Below are 17,128 nucleotides of genomic sequence, written 5' to 3' on the forward strand. Positions count from 1 at the left end.
CCTTGCTGCTATGAGAGGGCAGCATCATATTTGATCAAACTGGCTCAGCTGTCGTTTTTCTTTTTCCGGGAAAATGCCACTTGTGCTTCTTGAATTTCCCCTCTAATTTCGGACATCTCTTCATCGAGACGAGATGCTGCCTCAGATGCTCTTTGAAGGCGCAGCTTAACCTTCTCCGGGATATTCCCGCTATATTTATAATTCAGAGAATGCTCAATGGTCGCCCAAAAGTTCATCGCAAGCGTACGAATTTGGATTTCGACAAGGAGCTGCTTCTCTCCGTTGATCGTTTGCAGCGGATATAACACAACAAGGTGGTAAGAGCGGTATCCGCTTTCTTTATGTTCTGCAATATAGTCGCGTTTATCTACAACCACAAAATCTTTACGTGACTGGAGCATTTTTTTCACGACTTGTATATCTTCTACAAACTGGCACATAATGCGAAGCCCAGCAATATCCTGCATCGTTTCAATCTCATGCATCGGGATGTTTTTACGCTTTGCCTTTTCTAATATGCTGGCAACGGGTTTCACTCGGCCTGTGACAAATTCTACTGGTGAATGGTCATCCTCGAATTCATACAGCTTTCGAATGCCTTTTAGTTTCACTTTTAATTCTTCGACTGCTTGTTTATACGGTGCGAGGAATTGATCCCATTGTTTTTTGTCCATGAAACTTCCCCCAATTCCATATACCTAATTATTTCAGAGGAATGTGCTTTTCACTTTCTCTTCCATATCTCCGTAATTGGCATTGTCTTTAATATTGTCGATTAAATAATGTAATTCCTGTTGAAGCTGAATGAGTTCCAGCGAATATTCATCCGATGCCAAATAGACAGGGATGTCACGATTCATTGCTTCTTTTAATGGAGCCCATGTATGTTCCCCTAAAATAAGATACGAAAAGGACTCCTCGGTTTCAAGTATGTAAACGAACGCAAAGTGATCAGAATCAACAAGCATTTGTCCTGATGCTTTTGCTTTTTTGATTTGCTCTTCTGACTGGATTGTCAAAATCAGCCTGTCTTCTTTTAAAGTTGCTTCTGTGATTTCAATTCTGTTTTGCATCATGATCTCCTTTACAACAAAGTACAGCTTTATTTTATCATATCAAGTTCAATATTGATAAACCGAACTTTTGGAGAAAATCCTGTTTTTCTCTTTTAAATGATTCTTTCCCACGATTCTTCATTCAATTTGGTCCACGTCTAAAGAAAATAAAGAGAAAAAACAGTCTTTTACATGGTGAACACACTTCATGTACAATAATCATATTTCTTCTAAATGAAAGGTTGATGTCAAAATGGCACAGGAAATTGAAATAGAACTAAAACAATTATTAATGAAAGAAGAATTTGATCAGCTGAAACAGCATTTTCAATTGAAGGATGCGGATTTCCACACACAAACCAACTATTATTTTGATACACCTCAATTTGATATAAAATCTCAATTGGCTGCATTAAGAATGAGAGAAAAAAACGGTCAATGGGTGCTCACATTAAAGGAACCGCACGAGATAGGCTTGCTTGAAACCCACCAAACGATTGCTCCCCCATCACAACTTAACGATTTTGAGCTGCCAGAAGGTGAAGTTGCGGACAGATTAGCCCACCTGAACATTCAAAAGGATCAAATTGTGTACTTTGGTTCACTTGAAACGTCAAGAGCAGAAAAAATGATCCAAGAAGGCTTAATTGTTTTGGATCACAGCCGATATTTAACAGTAGAGGACTATGAACTTGAATTTGAAGTGAGCGACCTGGAAATCGGACAAGCCGCTTTCTCCGCATTGCTCCGCAAATTTCATATCCCAGTACGAAACACGAAAAACAAAGTCGTTCGTTTTTATGAAGAAAAAATGAAAACACAGAATAGATGAATTCCTTGAAGGAGGAACATGATGAACGTTAATCAACTTCAATCCTTTATGCAGCTTCAAGCGCTTAAAACGTTACAAACAGATCCAGCACAAACGCAAATGTCTGCGGGTCAAGAATCGAATGCCCAAGCTTCATTTCAGTCGCTGCTGCAAGATTTTTTAGGCGGATCAGAATTATCACGTCTCCCGCTTTCCATCTCTGCTTTTATGGGCACGGATCCATCAACGGCTCCGAACACGCAATATGCGCGTACAAACCCATATTTATCTGCGATTGCCGGCAGTGATCAGCTTGAGGCTCAATCTTTATATGCAAATGACAATCAATTAAATACAGCGAATGGCATTGGAAATGTCTTAAACAACAGCTACACACCGCCGCTTCAAAAGGCTGTCTCCAGTGGCTCATCATCAAAAGAGATTAATCAAATCGTGTCACAAATGGCTCAAAAGCATGGCGTTCCTGAAAAGCTCATTCACGCAGTCATCAAGCAGGAATCCGGCTATCGCACGAATGCTGTCAGCCATGCAGGTGCGCTTGGTCTCATGCAGCTCATGCCATCTACGGCTAAGTCACTTGGCGTCAACAATGCCTTTGATGCTGCCCAAAACATTGAAGGCGGAACGAAGTATATAAAACAAATGCTTCAGAAATATAACGGAAATATCTCACTCGCCTTAGCTGCCTATAATGCAGGTTCAGGAAATGTAGATAAATACGGGGGCATCCCTCCATTTAAAGAAACACAAAATTATGTAAAGAAAATCACAGCTCAATATTTCGCTTAAACCGAAGAGAATAACCTCTTCGGTTTTTTGTATGTCGCTTTTCCCCCTTTTTTGACTGAATGTGTTATGATATGGTCAATTGATCACGGAACCCGCCCCACTCTTTATTTCGAGCAGACCAAAGCTGTTTGTTTGTGGAATTGAGATGAGGTTGTTAAAATAAGTACAAGAATAGAAACAATAAAATAGAACAAACTGAATATCACTTTTGAAATAAATGAAATGCGCAATAGGGTGAGTCATCCTATTAACTACGAGTAAAAGGAGTAGTCAACATGGTACAATCGTTTAACGCACCTTACGAAGCGGTTGGAGAGGAACTTCTATCGCAACTTGTTGATACTTTTTATGAAAATGTAAAGTGTCATCCTTTGCTTCATCCTATTTTCCCGGATGACTTAAAAGAAACAGCAAGAAAACAAAAACAGTTTTTAACGCAATATTTAGGCGGACCACCGCTTTATAGAGAGGAGCATGGCCACCCAATGCTGCGGGCGAGACATCTCCCTTTTCCGATTACTGAGGAGCGGGCGGACGCATGGCTTGAATGCATGGAGGATGCAATGGATCAAGTAGGACTAACCGGCGATATTCGTGACTTTTTATTTGAACGGCTTTCTCTGACGGCTCGTCATATGGTCAACCAAACACCTGAAAAGGATGGACGATCTTGAGCTGCAATTCGCACGATCAATATTTCTCACACTGTCACGGACATCCTCAAAAGCCGATTGAAATCTATGTATTCATTGATCCTCTAAGCCCAGACTGCTGGTTATTAGAGCCATCCATTAAAAAATTGAAAATGAAATATGGCCGTTTTTTCACTTTACGAACAGTAACAAGTTCTAGTATTAATGCATTGAATCGGAAAAGAAAGAAACATTTACTGACTGAAGCATGGGGGAAATTTGCCACTAAAACGCAGACCAAAAAAGAACAAATGCTGTCTGAACAAATTGTGACATCACCCTACCTCGCCTCACTCGCATTAAAAGCAGCGGAGCTTCAAGGAAGAAAATGCGGAATGAAATTTTTGCGTCTCATTCAAGAATCGCTTTTTTGCCATCAGCAAGATGTCACAAGTGAGCAGGTGCTGATAGAAAATGCAAAAAGTGCTGGTCTGGACATCGAGGAATTCCAGCGCGACATTCATTCTCAAAGTGCGGTGAAAGCACTACAATGTGATATGAAAATTGCAGCTGAAATGGACGTATCTGAGCTTCCGACCTTCGCCTTTTTTAATACCGTAAATGGAGATGAAGGATTAAAAATTTCAGGTGCCTACTCTTATGATATATACGAGGAAATTCTTTTTGAAATGATTGGTGAAAAACCAACACCATCTGAACGGCCTCCAATTGAATGGTTTATTGCATACTTTCAATTTGCATCCGCAAAAGAGATAGCCGTTGTTTATGACCTGACGCTTGAAGAAGTTGAACGAGAAATGAAGAAGCTAGCTTTCGCTCAAAAGGTAGAACGTGTACAAGTGCAGCAAGAAATGTTTTGGCGCTATAAAGAGAATGACAACCATACAGATCTTGATGTATATCGCTGTGAAAATGAACATGGGTGCTGACCCATGTTTTTTCTTTACTTCAAAAAGGAACATTTGTTCTATTTATAGACACGAAGAAACCGCGCCGGGATAAGCGCGGTTTCACTATGTCTTAACGACAACAAAGGGGATGGGAGAAATTTTTCACGGTCAAACAAAGGGGTAATGTTTGTATGTGATTAATTTCACATCTGTAGTATATCAAATTTTGTCGACTTATGACAACAGATATACTATATGTTCATATTTTTGTCACAAAACATAAGAGGGTTGTCACTTTCATATAGTAAAAGTAACAAAAAAATGGGGGGATCTGCATGCGCAGCACAACTATTGGACTTGTTGCCATTGGCTTATGTTTCTTTTTAAATATATTAGGCTTAATGAAAATGCTTCCTCTTTATTTGACGTCTCCACTCTTATTTGCTGCGATTCTTTTTACGCTTTATCGAATGAATCACCGTAAGACCTTTAGAGGTTTTAAAGGTTGATCATTAAAAAGGATTGGCCTCTACATCTGAAGAGGTCTTTTTTATGAGAAAAAAACTCCTGTCAAAAGATGAGCTGGCACTCACACGTCTGACAGAAGTCTTTTCATTACTCACCTGTTTTGGAGATGAGCTCTTCCATTTCTTTTAGTTTTTCTTCAAACAATTGGCATGCTGCTTCAATTGGTTCTTTAGAAGCCATATCAACACCAGCTTTTTTCAGCACATTGATTGGATAATCAGAGCTTCCTGCTTTAAGGAAATCTGTATAGCGCTCTACCGCTGGTTTTCCTTCTTGTAAGATTTGCTTGCTTAATGCCTGCGCCGCACTATAGCCTGTCGCGTATTGATACACATAATAGTTGTAATAGAAATGAGGAATTCTCGTCCACTCTAATCCAATTTCCTTATCAACCACCATGCCGTCACCAAAATACTTCTTGTTCAGGTCATAATAAAGGTTCGTCATAAATTCTGGCGTTAAAGCCTCTCCTTCTTGTGCTTTCACATGAATAAGATGCTCAAACTCAGCAAACATCGTTTGTCTGAATACTGTTCCTCTAAATCCTTCTAACAAGTGGTTTAATACATACAAGCGCTGTTTTTTATCGTCTAAATGATTAAGCAGGTATTCGCCTAGTAACGCTTCATTTGTAGTGGAAGCCACTTCAGCTACAAAGATACTATAGTTTCCATACGGATATGGCTGGTGTTTTCTCGTGTAGTAGCTGTGTACAGAGTGCCCAAATTCATGAGCCAGCGTAAACAAATTATCAATGTTATTCTGCCAGTTCATGAGGATATATGGATTTGTACCATAGCTTCCTGATGAATAAGCACCGCTTCGTTTCCCTTTATTCTCATAAACGTCTACCCAGCGATTTTCGAGTCCTTCTTTTAACACGGACACATATTCTTCTCCTAATGGCGCTAACCCTTTCAGCATATAATCCTTTGCTTCATCGTAGGTGAGCTTCATGCCAGCATCTTTCACAAGTGGTGTATACAAGTCGTAATTGTGCACTTCATCAAGCTTTAATACCTTTTTGCGTAATTCAATATAGCGGTGTAACAACGGTAAATATTGATGAACTGTATCAATTAGATTGTCATACACTTCTTCTGGAATGCTGTTTCGTGATAGTGCTGCTTCTCTTGCCGATTTGTAATTTCGTACTTTTGCATAAAAATTATCCTTTTTAATTGAACCGCTTAGTGTAGAAGCAAGTGTGTTCTTATACTGATCATACGTTTTATACACAGCTTTAAAGGCATTCTTTCTCACTTCACGATCATCACTATTTAAAAATGTAATAAAGTTGCCGTGGGTAATTTTCTTTTCCTCTCCATTCTCATCCTTTACAGAAGGGAACGAAATATCGGCGTTGTTAAACATACTAAAAGTAGTAGATGCAGATGAAAGTGGTTCAGAGGCCTCAGCTAATAAAGCTTCTTGTTCCTCACTTAAAATATGTGGACGCTCTTTATTAATTTCTTCGAGAGCATGAGAATACAGTTTTAATTCTTCTTTTTCCAAAATAAATTGCTGCAATTTATCTTCTTGAATTGATAAAATCTCTGGAACAATATAAGCAGATGTACTAGACAGCTGTGTAAATAGATTCGAGGCTTTATCATTTAACGCCTGAAAGGATGAGTTCGTTGTATCTTCATCGTATTTCATGTGCGCATATGTATAAAGCTTGCCAAGCTTTTCAGAAAGTTGATCCTGAAAGGTTAGGGCTTCATACAGGACATCAGCAGAATGGGCCAGCTTGCCTTTAAATTGTGCCAGCTTCGGAATTTCTTTTTTGACCGCTTCGAATTCCTTGTTCCATGCATCGACGCTTTCAAAAATATCTTCAAGGCGCCATTTGTTTTCTTCTTTTACTTCGCTTCTGTCTGGTAGATGATTGTTTTTGTTTTGTGAAGTCATATGAATCCCCCTTGCATGAGTTGTGTTGAACCAACCTTTCGGAAAGTGAAAGAAATTGGTGTTGTATTTATCTTCTTTGTTTTGAACTATATTTGTCAAATCATATGCAGAAATAAATACCAAACAGACTAAAAAAATGAGAAAAAAGCGTTTCTTTCGATTCAATAGCAGCACCACCTTTTTCTTATCATGATCAAAGTGGTCATGAAACATGCTAATGAAATAAGAAAGCATCTCGTTTTAGCACTTCATCAAGTGTTTGTATTGGCATTTGATTCGACGATACTTCATAATTACCCTCTTTCGTCATATGTAAATACCCTTGTCTTACAAGCGCCTTTACATATGCAGTGACCACCCCTTTTATTTCTTCTCTTGACACATCACTATATCGGAGTTTCACTTCTTTCATCTGCACACACCGGTTGATTTCTTTCATGAGCTGTTGAATCGTTACTCGCCTGCTTCCCTTTTTCCTCATCATCCAATCATAGAGGCAACCTTGCCAAACATATACGGGACTTGTAAAGATATACGCTTCTTGCACCGGGATAAATAATGCAGTCGGCAAAAAAGGGAATGCCGTTTGATGATGCTCATAAAAAATATCTCTCAAACGTTTGCTTTCATTTGATAAAATGCGAGGAGTACGCTGCCTAAATTGCTGTATACATTTAAACCATTGTTGGTTTACTTGACACTTGCTTGAGGGCGGAGATAGGAGTGCAGGAATTTTGCTGTATGCGGAAGGTGATCTGACAGTCATTGCCGCACATATTTTCGTTGGTTGAAACACGAGAAATTGATCAAGATGGATGAACTTATTTTGAAGCGGGCAGAAAAAAATCAACCGCCTTTTCTCTGATTCCCTTAAAATTCCCCAATGAATGGAGGAGAAAGAAAAAAGCTGGGCAGATTTTCGTTTCAAACGATTTGCCCCTATCATCCATATTGGAAAGAGACCTGCTTCACGGAGACCTGCTGTTCTTCTGCGCAGCTCCTGCCGGGAAATATTAGCACATTGAAATTCGATTGCATAGGTTTCATTTCCTATAGTGACGGTCACATCAGGACGCTGATGAACCTTTGACATATATTTTTCCAGCGCAGGTTTATGTCCAAGCCGCTTCAGCCAATTCATAATGGCTTCCTTTCCCGCCTGATGATAAGCCGTTTCGCCTGAGGCTAACGAACATGCTGTCAGCTGTTTATGCGCAAAATGATAGACACGATGCTCCCCTAGCTTTAATTGCACCTCCTCCCTACATTCAGGACAATAAAATTTGCACGTCGTTCTTACATGCTCCAGCCGGCTTTTCGATAGATGATGTGTAATTCGGATAAGCTTACCGTTATCCATCATTGCTGCATTCATTCAGTTCGCCCCTCGCTCTTTGATGCCCGTATTATAGCTTGTTCGTCTATAAGAAAGCGAATAGGGAAAATGAATTTTTACCGTGTCAAAAAATGATTTTACTGATCATAACTTCCGTAAAATAAAAAATCCCCCTTATAGAAAAGAGGGAAAATACAATCTTTATAAAAGTGGTGATAATAATCTTGCAGTTGATTCAAACAGTCTGACCCTCAAAGGTCTCTTTGCGAACTCTTCAGACACAATTTCATGTGACTGCTCTAAATCACCTAAGAAATCGTTGACAAGCTTCTCTGTGCTTTTCGTTTTATAGAGGAAGGCATTCACTTCAAAGTTCAAATGAAAGCTTCTCATATCCATGTTTGCTGTTCCAATTGAAGCCAGTTCATTATCCACAATAATAAATTTACTATGCATAAAGCCTTGATCATACTCGTACACCTTCGCCCCTGCATCAAGAAGCTCTGGGAAGTATGAACGAGAAGCATGGAACACAATCCGTTTATCTGGATTCTTTGGAGCAATAATCCGGACATCTACTCCGCTCAATGCGGCAATTTTCAATGCGGACAAAATATCATCATCCGGGACAAAATACGGTGAAGCGATCCAGATGGACTTTTTAGCGGAGATGATCATAGAGAAAAAGAGATTTTTAATGACCTCCCACTGCTTGTCAGGCCCACCAGCAATCATTTGTACGCCTTCTGTTGTACTCTCAAGGTGGCTGAAATCTTTGAAATAGTCCACACCTGAGCATCTTTCATTCGTCATATAGTACCAATCCTGCATGAAAATCTGCTGGAGGTCACGAACAGCTTCGCCCTTAATCATCAGATGTGTATCACGCCAGAATCCATATTGTCTGCTTCTGCCCATATATTCGTCACCGATATTAAGCCCGCCGACAAACCCCACTTCTCCATCAATAACAACAATTTTTCTATGATTTCGGAAGTTAATTTTATTATTTAAAAGAGGGAGCCTTACTGGTAAAAATGGAACGATCTGAACGCCAGCCTTTTCTAGGTCAGCAATATATTGACGAGAAAGCTTTAAGCTCCCTACATCGTCATATAAAAAGCGGACAATTACGCCATTTTTCGCTTTTTCAATTAGAATGTCCTTTAATTCTTGGCCAAGGTCATCGTGGCGGAGAATGTAATATTCTAAATGAATGTGATGTGTTGCTTTTTTGATCTCTTCAAAAATATGAGAGAATGTCTCTTCACCATTGGTTAAGACTTTAGAGGACGTGCGATATGTAATAGGAGTATGTCCAAGTCTGTGGGCCAGCTTAAATAAGAGCTGCTGATGATCACCCATATGCGTCATTTTTTCAATTGCTTCTCTATGAATACGTTCATCTTCCTGGATTAACTGCTCATCCAATACCGCTTTCTTTTCAAACAGCCGGCGCTTTTTGATATTGCGTCCAAAGAAAATGTAGAACAAAAAGCCGAATAACGGAAAGCTGCCCAGCAGGACAAGCCATGTAATCGTGTGAGACGGATTCCGGTTCTCCAAGAAAATAACAAATCCGATGAAAATAATCGATAAAGTAAATAGAACACTGACTGAACTTAATACACTTACCGCTAAATCACCGGCAATCAATTGGACGATTAAATAAGCACCTAACGTAATGATTAGAAAAAATAGAACTTTGACTAAATTTCTCATTTCATTTTCTCCTTGCCGATCTCTTTATTTACCTATTCATTCAGATAAAAAAGCCGATTCCTCTATAGAAATCGACTTTTTGTTAGTTACGAGAAGTGCTGTTGAATCGTTTCAAGGGCATTCCCTTCGATAATCAGCTGACCGTATTCTTTCAGTCTGTAGATGCTGACAACTGATTCATGAGCATATTCAAGCAAAATGCTGAGCTTATTCTCCACTTGCTCATCTGACAAATCCTCGTGGAAGTCAACATATAGATAATAACGGTTTTCAAACGAATATAAACTTGTGGTAAAATCCTGCATATTTAATTGAGAAAGTGCAATCAAATCTTCAAAATCATCCATTTTCAACACGAATTGAAGTTGAAGTTTTTTGTCCTTCTCATTATGGTCTTCTTGATCTTGCTCTTCTTTATGAAAATCATCAAGCAGTGCGTCTAAGCTTTCTTCATCTGTTTGATCTTTTTTATCTTCTGGAATCGGCAATTCGAGCTTTTGTCCATCTTTAGAAAGTTGGGCTTTTGTCACGACAATTTCAAGACCTTTGTCAAGTGCCTGTACTTGAATCCAAAGCGGTCCCTCTACTGCAAATTCTTCTTCTTCGTGCACTTCGTCCATTACTTCCCAAAACAGCTCTTCACTGCGCTCACGATTATACCAAATCTCTTCACGGTCAAATCCGCGATCTTCAATATCACCGTAGGAAATATAAAATTTGACTGTATGTTCATTTATTCTTTCGATTTCCATTTTGCCAACCTTCCCTTCTATATAAGATGTTGAAGGGACATACAAGCTCCCAATTAATAGTACTTTACTACACTTTACCCGTTCCGTCTACATGTTAACCGTTTAAAGAATTGAGGTATTGCTTCGTACTGTCTATTTTATGATAAAACATGAATAAAAGAAATAAAAACGCATTTTTTGCAGAGAAAACTTGCAGAAACATATATTTGAATTGTCTTCATATATTGGTTGTACGAGCTCTATTTGGGACATGAGGTGAATTGGATGGAAACAGAGTGGATCGTATCCTTACTGATGATTATTGGCATAGACCTGATTTTAGGCGGAGATAATGCGCTCATCATTGCAATGGCCAGTCGAAATTTATCACATGATAAACGCAATAAAGCCATTTGGATCGGCACACTTTTAGCCGTGCTGATGAGAATTACAATGACTGGTGCCGCCGTTTATTTATTGACTATCCCTTATTTGCAGTTTGTTGGCGGTCTTTTTCTCCTTTATATAGGATACAATCTGTTAATTGAACAAAAGAAGGAATCGATTCGGATTAAGAGCAGCGGCTCCCTTTGGCGTGCGGTGCAAACCATTGTGATTGCCGACCTCTTTATGTCACTTGATAATGTCATCGCAGTTGCAGGTGCGGCAAAAGGCAACATGCTTCTGACCGCTTTTGGCCTCATGATTTCTGTACCGATTATTATTTGGGGAAGCAAGCTGATTCATGCAGCTTTGACCAAATTTCCGTTTCTTTTATACGGAGGAAGTGCGCTATTGGCCTTTACTGGCGGAGAAATGATTGTGCGTGATGTAAAATTGACTGAATTTATGTCACAGCATGCCACGCTTGAATTGTTGCTTCCGTTCTTAACCGTCATAGTGGTCATATTAGCCAGCCTCTTTTACGAACAAACGGCTGAAACCAAATAAAAAAAGCTGCCAAATGATCGGCAGCTTTTCGTGTTTATATTAGTTAGCAAGTCGCTGAGCTTCTCTAAGTTGGAATGTACGAACCGTTCTTGGCAAGAAACGTCTAATTTCATCTTCATTGTACCCAACTTGTAATCTTTTTTCATCCAAGATAATTGGACGACGTAAAAGACCTGGATGCTCATTGATTAGTTTATACAATTGTTGAAGCGGCATTGTCTCAACATTGACATTTAGTTTTTGGAATACTTTTGAACGTGTTGAGATAATTTCGTCTGTACCGTCTTCTGTCATTCGAAGAATTTCTTTGATTTCATCGATTGAAAGAGGCTCAGAAAAAATGTTTCTCTCTTGATATGGGATATTGTGCTCTTCTAACCACGCTCTTGCTTTTCTACATGATGTACAGCTTGGTGATGTGTATAATGTTACCATAAATCTTCACTCCTCAATTTGTAGAATGAATATTGATCTGTATTCTTAAATTAAAATTGTTCTAAATAAGTAATCTTTATAGTGATTATACTATAAAAAAGTAAGTGTGAACAGATTTTCTTGCAATTTTTGTGACAAAAACTAGACAATTTCATTCATTTTGTGGTGCTGCTTGATGTCAGAACATTCTCATTTAGTCGAGATGATCGAAAATATTTTTTTGCTTTCTATTTTCAATGATCTTCAATACATCATCAACATCCTCATACGATTGTCCATACCATTCTTCATCTTTATACGTATGAATTCGTTCATAGGTCTTCCTCATGGCTTCCATGATCTCTTCCTCATGATTTGTAAGAGGCGACCAATAAAGAATTTCCATGCGGTTCACTTCATTTGTTGCAAGTGACCTGCGTTTATAACCGATTGATTCTGCATGCTTGAAGTGCTCTCTTTGGTAAAACTTTAGGCGTTTTGCAGTATCTGCATCATCTTCATCTACAGGCTCGACTTCAAGCAAGATCGGTTTCTTTTTTTCCTTCAGCTTATGGATCAGCTTTGATCCGAGGCCTTCACCTCTTGCATCTTTGGAAACAAATAAATAATCAATAAAGATGAAAGAATCAAATTCGGCGTACATCATCACATGATGAGGTCCTTCCTCCTTATGATAAATATCACTTCTTTCCTTTAATAAAGCTTCCATATGCTCTTTTGACTTCATTTCTTCTATCGGGAAGTATTCACTGAGCTTTTCATACCAATTCATGGATCTGCTCCTTATGCTATAGTTAAGAACCACTTCCTTAGATATTCCCGATTTCCTGCTATTTAAACGCCTGTACTAGTAAGACGCAGCAAAGTCTTCAGTAGTTTCACTTTTTTTCAATTAACGTAAAAAAAGTTTTATAACGAACGATTCATGACGAGTTGAATACAGTCAAACAAGATCAGTGTCATCGTGATTTGCAACATGATGAAATAAAGATATTTTACACGCCGTGCTTCTTGCTTCTGCCCCCTTGTCTTTCGGTTAAGCATATATTCCACTGAAAAAGACACAATCCCAATGAGCACCATAAACAAGAGCATCCACTTTCCTCCGTTTGGTTTCCTGAAAAAAGACGTTGAAAATAGTATGAATACAATGAGAACATGAAGCAATGAATAACGATAGGTTTTCCAATTGGACATTTGATTTCCTCCGGTATCTGCTTGTACTTAACTAAAAATTACCATCATCTTGTTTTTTTGTAAAATAAAAAAAGCACTGCATTAGCAGTGCTTCTCTCTTCTTATGATTGTTTCGCCTGAAGCTCTTTGAATTCTTCCTCTGTGCAGCTCACAAAGTGACCTGGCTTCACTTCACGGAACTCGGTGTTAGTTCCTTTGTGAACAGATGGATCATACTTGATTCGTTTACGGTTACGCTCATAATCAGGATCTGGAAGCGGAATCGCAGACAATAATGATTTTGTGTATGGGTGAAGCGGGTTTTCGTATAATTCATTCGCTGGTGCCAGCTCAACCAATTTTCCGAAATACATCACGCCGATACGATCGCTGATGTATTTTACCATGGACAGGTCATGCGCAATGAATAAATACGTTAAGCCTTTTTCCTCTTGAAGCTCTTTCAATAAGTTGACGACCTGCGCTTGGATCGACACGTCTAATGCAGAGATTGGTTCATCGGCGATGATGAAATCTGGCTCTACTGCTAATGCACGTGCAATTCCGATACGCTGCCTTTGACCACCTGAGAATTCATGCGGATATCTGTTCGCATGCTCTTTGTTCAAGCCAACCGTTTCAAGTAATTGGATCACACGCTCTTTACGCGCCTTTTTTGTTTTCGCAAGACCATGAATATCGATGCCCTCTGCAATGATATCAAGCACTGTCATTCTAGGGTTGAGTGAAGCATATGGATCTTGGAAGATCATCTGCATTTGACGGTTGAATTCAAGCATTTTTTGTCTTGATTTCTTCCCGTGTACATTTTCCCCTTTATAAAGAACTTCACCATCTGTCGCATCATAAAGTCTAATAATCGAACGGCCCGTAGTGGATTTACCACAACCAGACTCACCTACAAGACCAAGCGTTTCACCTTTGTAAATATCAAATGAAACCCCATCTACTGCTTTCACAGTTCCTCTTGCTGTATGGAAATGCTGCTTCAAATTTTTGATTTCTAACAGTTTTTCTGCCATGCTATTCACCCTCTTTTACTAATACAGGTTTTTCGTAGCTACCTTCTAGTTCACGCATTCTCGCCTTTACAGAAGCAGGCGGTTCAACTTTAGGTGCATTCGGATGAAGTAGCCATGATTTCACATAATGCGTATCTGATACTTTGAACATTGGCGGTTCTTGTTCGAAGTCAATTTTCATTGCATAATCGCTGCGGAGTGCAAATGCATCTCCTTTCGGCGGGTTTGTCAGATCTGGTGGTGTTCCTGGAATGGCAGTCAGCTTTCCTTCTTCTCCACCATCAGTGTCAAGACTCGGCATTGATGCTAAAAGTCCCCATGTATACGGATGCTTTGGATTGTAGAAAATTTCATCAACAGTCCCTGTCTCCACAATCTGTCCTGCATACATAACAGCTACACGATCAGCGACGTTGGCCACAACACCTAGATCATGCGTAATAAAGATAATCGAAGTGTCAACCTTTTTCTGAATTTCTTTCATTAATTCTAAAATTTGTGCTTGAATTGTTACATCAAGTGCAGTCGTCGGCTCATCAGCAATCAACAGCTTTGGATCTGCTGCAAGCGCCATGGCGATGACAACCCTTTGTCTCATCCCGCCACTAAATTCGTGCGGATATTGTTTGATTCTTTTTTCAGGCATTGGAATTCCTACAAGCTCCAATAGTTCAATGGCTCTTTTTTCAGCCGCTTCTTTTGAAATTTGTTCATGCTTGAACAGCACTTCTGTAATTTGCTTCCCGACTTTCATCGTTGGATTCAAAGACGTCATCGGATCTTGGAAGATCATTGAGATATCTTTTCCTCGAATGGTTTGCATTTGTTTCTCGGTTTTCTTGACAATATCTTGGCCATCAAACAGGATCTGTCCGCGCTTGAAATAACCCGGCGGCATCGGAATTAGTCTCATGATCGCTTGTGATGTCACACTTTTACCAGAGCCAGATTCACCTACAATAGCCAGTGTCTCGCCTTTATTTAAGTGGAAGTTCACACCACGAATGGCTTGAACTTCTCCACCATATGTTTTAAATGAGATTGCAAGGTCTTTCACCTCTAGAATACGTTCACGTTCCATCCTAATCACTCCTTATTTACGCAACTTCGGATCTAAAGCGTCTCTTAGTCCGTCTCCAACCACGTTAAAACCAAACATTGTAATACAGATAAATGCGGCTGGGAACCATAATCTCCAAGGGTAGTACGTCATGGCTGGAATGCCGTCAGACGCCATTGTTCCCCAGCTTGCTAATGGCTGAGGTACACCAAGCCCTAAATAGCTTAGGAATGCCTCTGTGAAGATAGCAGAAGGAATCGTTAATGTCATCGTCACAAGAATTGGTCCCATTGAGTTTGGAATTAAGTGTTTAAATAAAAGTCTAGATGTTTTCGCACCTAATGTTTGTGCTGCAAGAACGTATTCTTGACTCTTTAATTGTAAAACCTGTCCCCGAACAATCCGTGCCATGTTAATCCAGCCTACGACTGTCATGGCGAGGATAATCGTTAATAATCCTTTTGGCAGAACAACCATCATTAAGATAACCATTAATAGTGTTGGAATTGCCCATAAAACGTCTGCAATACGCATCATCACTTCATCTGTACGGCCGCCTTTGAACGCAGCAATACTTCCCCAGATAATACCGATGATTACGTCAAGGAGCGCTGCAGCAAGACCGATGAAGATCGAAATTCTTGCCCCGACCCATGTACGGACAAACATGTCACGTCCTAAATCATCTGTACCGAACCAGTGCTCTTTTGAAGGCGGCTGGTCAGCATTCAATAAATCGGTCGTAGAGTAATCATATTTAGAAAAAATCGGAACAAAGATGGCCAGCATCACAATAATAAAAATGATTGTGAGTCCAACCATTGCAAGTTTATTGGCACGGAAGCGAAGCATAGCATCCTTCCATAAAGATAGACTAGGTTTAGAAATTTTTTCAGATTCTGCTGCGTCAGCTGTCGCAGGCACAAATAAATCTTTTCTCATCTCTTCCATGTGTTAGACCCCTTTCTTCGCCTTCGTCAGTTTAATTCTAGGATCGATAATACCGTAGAGAACGTCAACGACTAGAATACTGACTAATAGAATAATACTGTAGAAGACTGTTACACCCATGATGACAGTGTAATCACGGTTTGTAATGCTTGTGACAAAGTGAGAGCCTAATCCAGGAATACCAAATATCTTCTCAACGACAAAACTACCTGTTAAAACTGAAGCAGCCATTGGTCCCATGTATGTGATAACAGGCAACAATGCGTTTCGGATGGCGTGTTTGATCGTCACAGCTGATTTTGTTAATCCTTTCGCTCTAGCCGTTCTAATGTAGTCACTATTTAGTACTTCAAGCATACTTGACCGTGCAAGTCTAGCGATAAATGCCATTGGCATGAAGGAAAGTGCAATAGAAGGTAGTACGGTGCTGGCCCAAGACTCCCATCCTGCAACTGGGAAGATCGCTATAATGCTTGCCTCAGATGCAAATACATATTGTAGTAGCGCCGCTAAAATGAAACTTGGAACTGAGATTCCAAAGATCGTTAAAATGGCAATCGTATAGTCTTGCCACTTGTTATGATAGAGCGCTGCAAGGACCCCAAACAATACACCAAATGCTAATGCGAGGAGAATTGCCTCAATTCCGAGGGTAAAGGAAACGGGGAATCCAGAACTGATTAAGTCATTTACGGTTTGTCCTTTATATTTAAATGAGGGACCAAAATCTAATTTTGCAACTGAACCTAAGTAGCTTACATATTGAACAAATAAGGGCTTGTCCAATCCGTAGTGCTCGTTTAGGTTTGCTTCAATTTCAGCAGGAAGTTTCTTCTCTCCAGAGAATGGACCACCAGGTGCTGCCTGCATGAGAAAGAAAGTTGCAGTTACAATAACAAACAGTGTGATTAAAATATATATTAATCGCTTACCGATATATTTAAGCAACGGAATTGCACCTCCATGATTTTACAACAATTTCTCTAATCAGCAAGAAAGGTATATGGAGAGACATCCTCCATATACCTTAAGATCCTTGCCGTAGATCTCTTACACTATGAC

General features: G+C 39.5%; 19 protein-coding genes. 6 read left to right on the plus strand and 13 right to left on the minus strand.

The window, feature by feature from the left end:
- Window positions 1-44: 44 nt before the first annotated feature.
- Both yjbM and AC20OE_RS11000 read right to left on the minus strand, forming a co-directional pair.
- Entirely contained in the window at window positions 45-674 is a 630-nt protein-coding gene (gene yjbM, locus AC20OE_RS10995; protein ID WP_039177834.1) for a GTP diphosphokinase, read from the minus strand.
- A gap of 33 nt (window positions 675-707) precedes the next feature.
- Window positions 708-1,073: a UPF0738 family protein gene (locus AC20OE_RS11000; RefSeq protein ID WP_126682009.1), complete on the minus strand. Its 366-nt coding sequence runs from the start codon at window positions 1,071-1,073 to the stop codon at window positions 708-710.
- Between the two features lie 235 nt (window positions 1,074-1,308).
- On the opposite strand from AC20OE_RS11000, the gene AC20OE_RS11005 reads away from it, so the two are divergent.
- The 5 genes from AC20OE_RS11005 to AC20OE_RS11025 all read left to right on the plus strand — a co-directional run bounded on the left by AC20OE_RS11005 (window position 1,309) and on the right by AC20OE_RS11025 (window position 4,728).
- Window positions 1,309-1,887: a CYTH domain-containing protein gene (locus tag AC20OE_RS11005; protein ID WP_144491081.1), complete on the plus strand. Its 579-nt coding sequence runs from the start codon at window positions 1,309-1,311 to the stop codon at window positions 1,885-1,887.
- Window positions 1,888-1,908: 21 nt separating this feature from the next.
- A complete protein-coding gene (locus AC20OE_RS11010) occupies window positions 1,909-2,676 on the plus strand; it encodes a lytic transglycosylase domain-containing protein (protein ID WP_039177832.1) in 768 nt (255 codons plus the stop codon).
- A gap of 275 nt (window positions 2,677-2,951) precedes the next feature.
- Complete coding sequence (locus AC20OE_RS11015) at window positions 2,952-3,350, plus strand: globin domain-containing protein (RefSeq protein WP_487268852.1); 399 nt, start codon at window positions 2,952-2,954, stop codon at window positions 3,348-3,350.
- Entirely contained in the window at window positions 3,347-4,258 is a 912-nt protein-coding gene (locus AC20OE_RS11020) for a ClpXP adapter SpxH family protein (protein ID WP_039177830.1), read from the plus strand. The genes AC20OE_RS11015 and AC20OE_RS11020 overlap by 4 nt, the downstream gene beginning before the upstream one ends.
- Before the next feature lie 296 nt (window positions 4,259-4,554).
- Window positions 4,555-4,728 (plus strand): hypothetical protein, encoded by a 174-nt coding sequence (locus AC20OE_RS11025; protein WP_039177829.1) that lies wholly within the window; start codon window positions 4,555-4,557, stop codon window positions 4,726-4,728.
- Window positions 4,729-4,834: 106 nt separating this feature from the next.
- Here AC20OE_RS11025 and pepF read toward each other — a convergent pair whose 3' ends face one another.
- The 4 genes from pepF to mecA form a co-directional block, all read right to left on the minus strand.
- Window positions 4,835-6,661 (minus strand): oligoendopeptidase F, encoded by a 1,827-nt coding sequence (pepF, locus tag AC20OE_RS11030; protein WP_282960901.1) that lies wholly within the window; start codon window positions 6,659-6,661, stop codon window positions 4,835-4,837.
- A gap of 214 nt (window positions 6,662-6,875) precedes the next feature.
- Window positions 6,876-8,036 carry a competence protein CoiA gene (locus AC20OE_RS11035; protein WP_487268853.1) on the minus strand — a complete coding sequence of 387 codons (1,161 nt, stop codon included), beginning with the start codon at window positions 8,034-8,036 and terminating at the stop codon, window positions 6,876-6,878.
- Between the two features lie 162 nt (window positions 8,037-8,198).
- On the minus strand, window positions 8,199-9,719 hold the full coding sequence (gene cls, locus AC20OE_RS11040) for a cardiolipin synthase (protein ID WP_059374949.1): 1,521 nt from the start codon (window positions 9,717-9,719) through the stop codon (window positions 8,199-8,201).
- A gap of 86 nt (window positions 9,720-9,805) precedes the next feature.
- Window positions 9,806-10,471, minus strand: coding sequence for an adaptor protein MecA (mecA, locus tag AC20OE_RS11045; protein ID WP_024425038.1), 666 nt, complete (start codon window positions 10,469-10,471; stop codon window positions 9,806-9,808).
- A gap of 264 nt (window positions 10,472-10,735) precedes the next feature.
- On the opposite strand from mecA, the gene AC20OE_RS11050 reads away from it, so the two are divergent.
- Complete coding sequence (locus tag AC20OE_RS11050; protein ID WP_059374948.1) at window positions 10,736-11,401, plus strand: TerC family protein; 666 nt, start codon at window positions 10,736-10,738, stop codon at window positions 11,399-11,401.
- Between the two features lie 39 nt (window positions 11,402-11,440).
- On the opposite strand, the gene spxA is transcribed toward AC20OE_RS11050, so the two are convergent.
- The 7 genes from spxA to AC20OE_RS11085 form a co-directional block, all read right to left on the minus strand.
- The gene (gene spxA, locus AC20OE_RS11055; protein ID WP_003211421.1) at window positions 11,441-11,836 is read right to left on the minus strand and encodes a transcriptional regulator SpxA; all 396 of its coding nucleotides are present in this window, start codon (window positions 11,834-11,836) and stop codon (window positions 11,441-11,443) included.
- Between the two features lie 193 nt (window positions 11,837-12,029).
- Window positions 12,030-12,608 carry a GNAT family N-acetyltransferase gene (locus AC20OE_RS11060; RefSeq protein ID WP_024425040.1) on the minus strand — a complete coding sequence of 193 codons (579 nt, stop codon included), beginning with the start codon at window positions 12,606-12,608 and terminating at the stop codon, window positions 12,030-12,032.
- A gap of 137 nt (window positions 12,609-12,745) precedes the next feature.
- Window positions 12,746-13,033 carry a hypothetical protein gene (locus AC20OE_RS11065; protein ID WP_059374947.1) on the minus strand — a complete coding sequence of 96 codons (288 nt, stop codon included), beginning with the start codon at window positions 13,031-13,033 and terminating at the stop codon, window positions 12,746-12,748.
- Between the two features lie 101 nt (window positions 13,034-13,134).
- A complete protein-coding gene (locus AC20OE_RS11070; protein ID WP_059374939.1) occupies window positions 13,135-14,055 on the minus strand; it encodes an ABC transporter ATP-binding protein in 921 nt (306 codons plus the stop codon).
- Between the two features lies 1 nt (window position 14,056).
- Window positions 14,057-15,136 carry an ABC transporter ATP-binding protein gene (locus AC20OE_RS11075; protein WP_064498299.1) on the minus strand — a complete coding sequence of 360 codons (1,080 nt, stop codon included), beginning with the start codon at window positions 15,134-15,136 and terminating at the stop codon, window positions 14,057-14,059.
- Between the two features lie 12 nt (window positions 15,137-15,148).
- Entirely contained in the window at window positions 15,149-16,066 is a 918-nt protein-coding gene (locus AC20OE_RS11080; protein WP_047201796.1) for an ABC transporter permease, read from the minus strand.
- A 3-nt stretch (window positions 16,067-16,069) separates the two neighbouring features.
- Window positions 16,070-17,014: an ABC transporter permease gene (locus AC20OE_RS11085; RefSeq protein ID WP_047201795.1), complete on the minus strand. Its 945-nt coding sequence runs from the start codon at window positions 17,012-17,014 to the stop codon at window positions 16,070-16,072.
- Window positions 17,015-17,128 lie beyond the last annotated feature (114 nt).

This window comes from Bacillus sp. SRI_025, assembly GCF_057592095.1.

Coding starts and splice junctions, on each gene's coding strand:
- AC20OE_RS11065 (WP_059374947.1), bottom strand. CDS start 13,033: ATGTCCAATTGGAAAACCTATCGTTATTCATTGCTTCATGTTCTCATT.
- AC20OE_RS11080 (WP_047201796.1), bottom strand. CDS start 16,066: ATGGAAGAGATGAGAAAAGATTTATTTGTGCCTGCGACAGCTGACGCA.
- AC20OE_RS11060 (WP_024425040.1), bottom strand. CDS start 12,608: ATGAATTGGTATGAAAAGCTCAGTGAATACTTCCCGATAGAAGAAATG.
- spxA (WP_003211421.1), bottom strand. CDS start 11,836: ATGGTAACATTATACACATCACCAAGCTGTACATCATGTAGAAAAGCA.
- pepF (WP_282960901.1), bottom strand. CDS start 6,661: ATGACTTCACAAAACAAAAACAATCATCTACCAGACAGAAGCGAAGTA.
- yjbM (WP_039177834.1), bottom strand. CDS start 674: ATGGACAAAAAACAATGGGATCAATTCCTCGCACCGTATAAACAAGCA.
- AC20OE_RS11025 (WP_039177829.1), top strand. CDS start 4,555: ATGCGCAGCACAACTATTGGACTTGTTGCCATTGGCTTATGTTTCTTT.
- AC20OE_RS11010 (WP_039177832.1), top strand. CDS start 1,909: ATGAACGTTAATCAACTTCAATCCTTTATGCAGCTTCAAGCGCTTAAA.
- AC20OE_RS11070 (WP_059374939.1), bottom strand. CDS start 14,055: ATGGCAGAAAAACTGTTAGAAATCAAAAATTTGAAGCAGCATTTCCAT.
- AC20OE_RS11015 (WP_487268852.1), top strand. CDS start 2,952: ATGGTACAATCGTTTAACGCACCTTACGAAGCGGTTGGAGAGGAACTT.
- cls (WP_059374949.1), bottom strand. CDS start 9,719: ATGAGAAATTTAGTCAAAGTTCTATTTTTTCTAATCATTACGTTAGGT.
- mecA (WP_024425038.1), bottom strand. CDS start 10,471: ATGGAAATCGAAAGAATAAATGAACATACAGTCAAATTTTATATTTCC.
- AC20OE_RS11000 (WP_126682009.1), bottom strand. CDS start 1,073: ATGCAAAACAGAATTGAAATCACAGAAGCAACTTTAAAAGAAGACAGG.
- AC20OE_RS11075 (WP_064498299.1), bottom strand. CDS start 15,136: ATGGAACGTGAACGTATTCTAGAGGTGAAAGACCTTGCAATCTCATTT.
- AC20OE_RS11005 (WP_144491081.1), top strand. CDS start 1,309: ATGGCACAGGAAATTGAAATAGAACTAAAACAATTATTAATGAAAGAA.
- AC20OE_RS11050 (WP_059374948.1), top strand. CDS start 10,736: ATGGAAACAGAGTGGATCGTATCCTTACTGATGATTATTGGCATAGAC.
- AC20OE_RS11035 (WP_487268853.1), bottom strand. CDS start 8,036: ATGAATGCAGCAATGATGGATAACGGTAAGCTTATCCGAATTACACAT.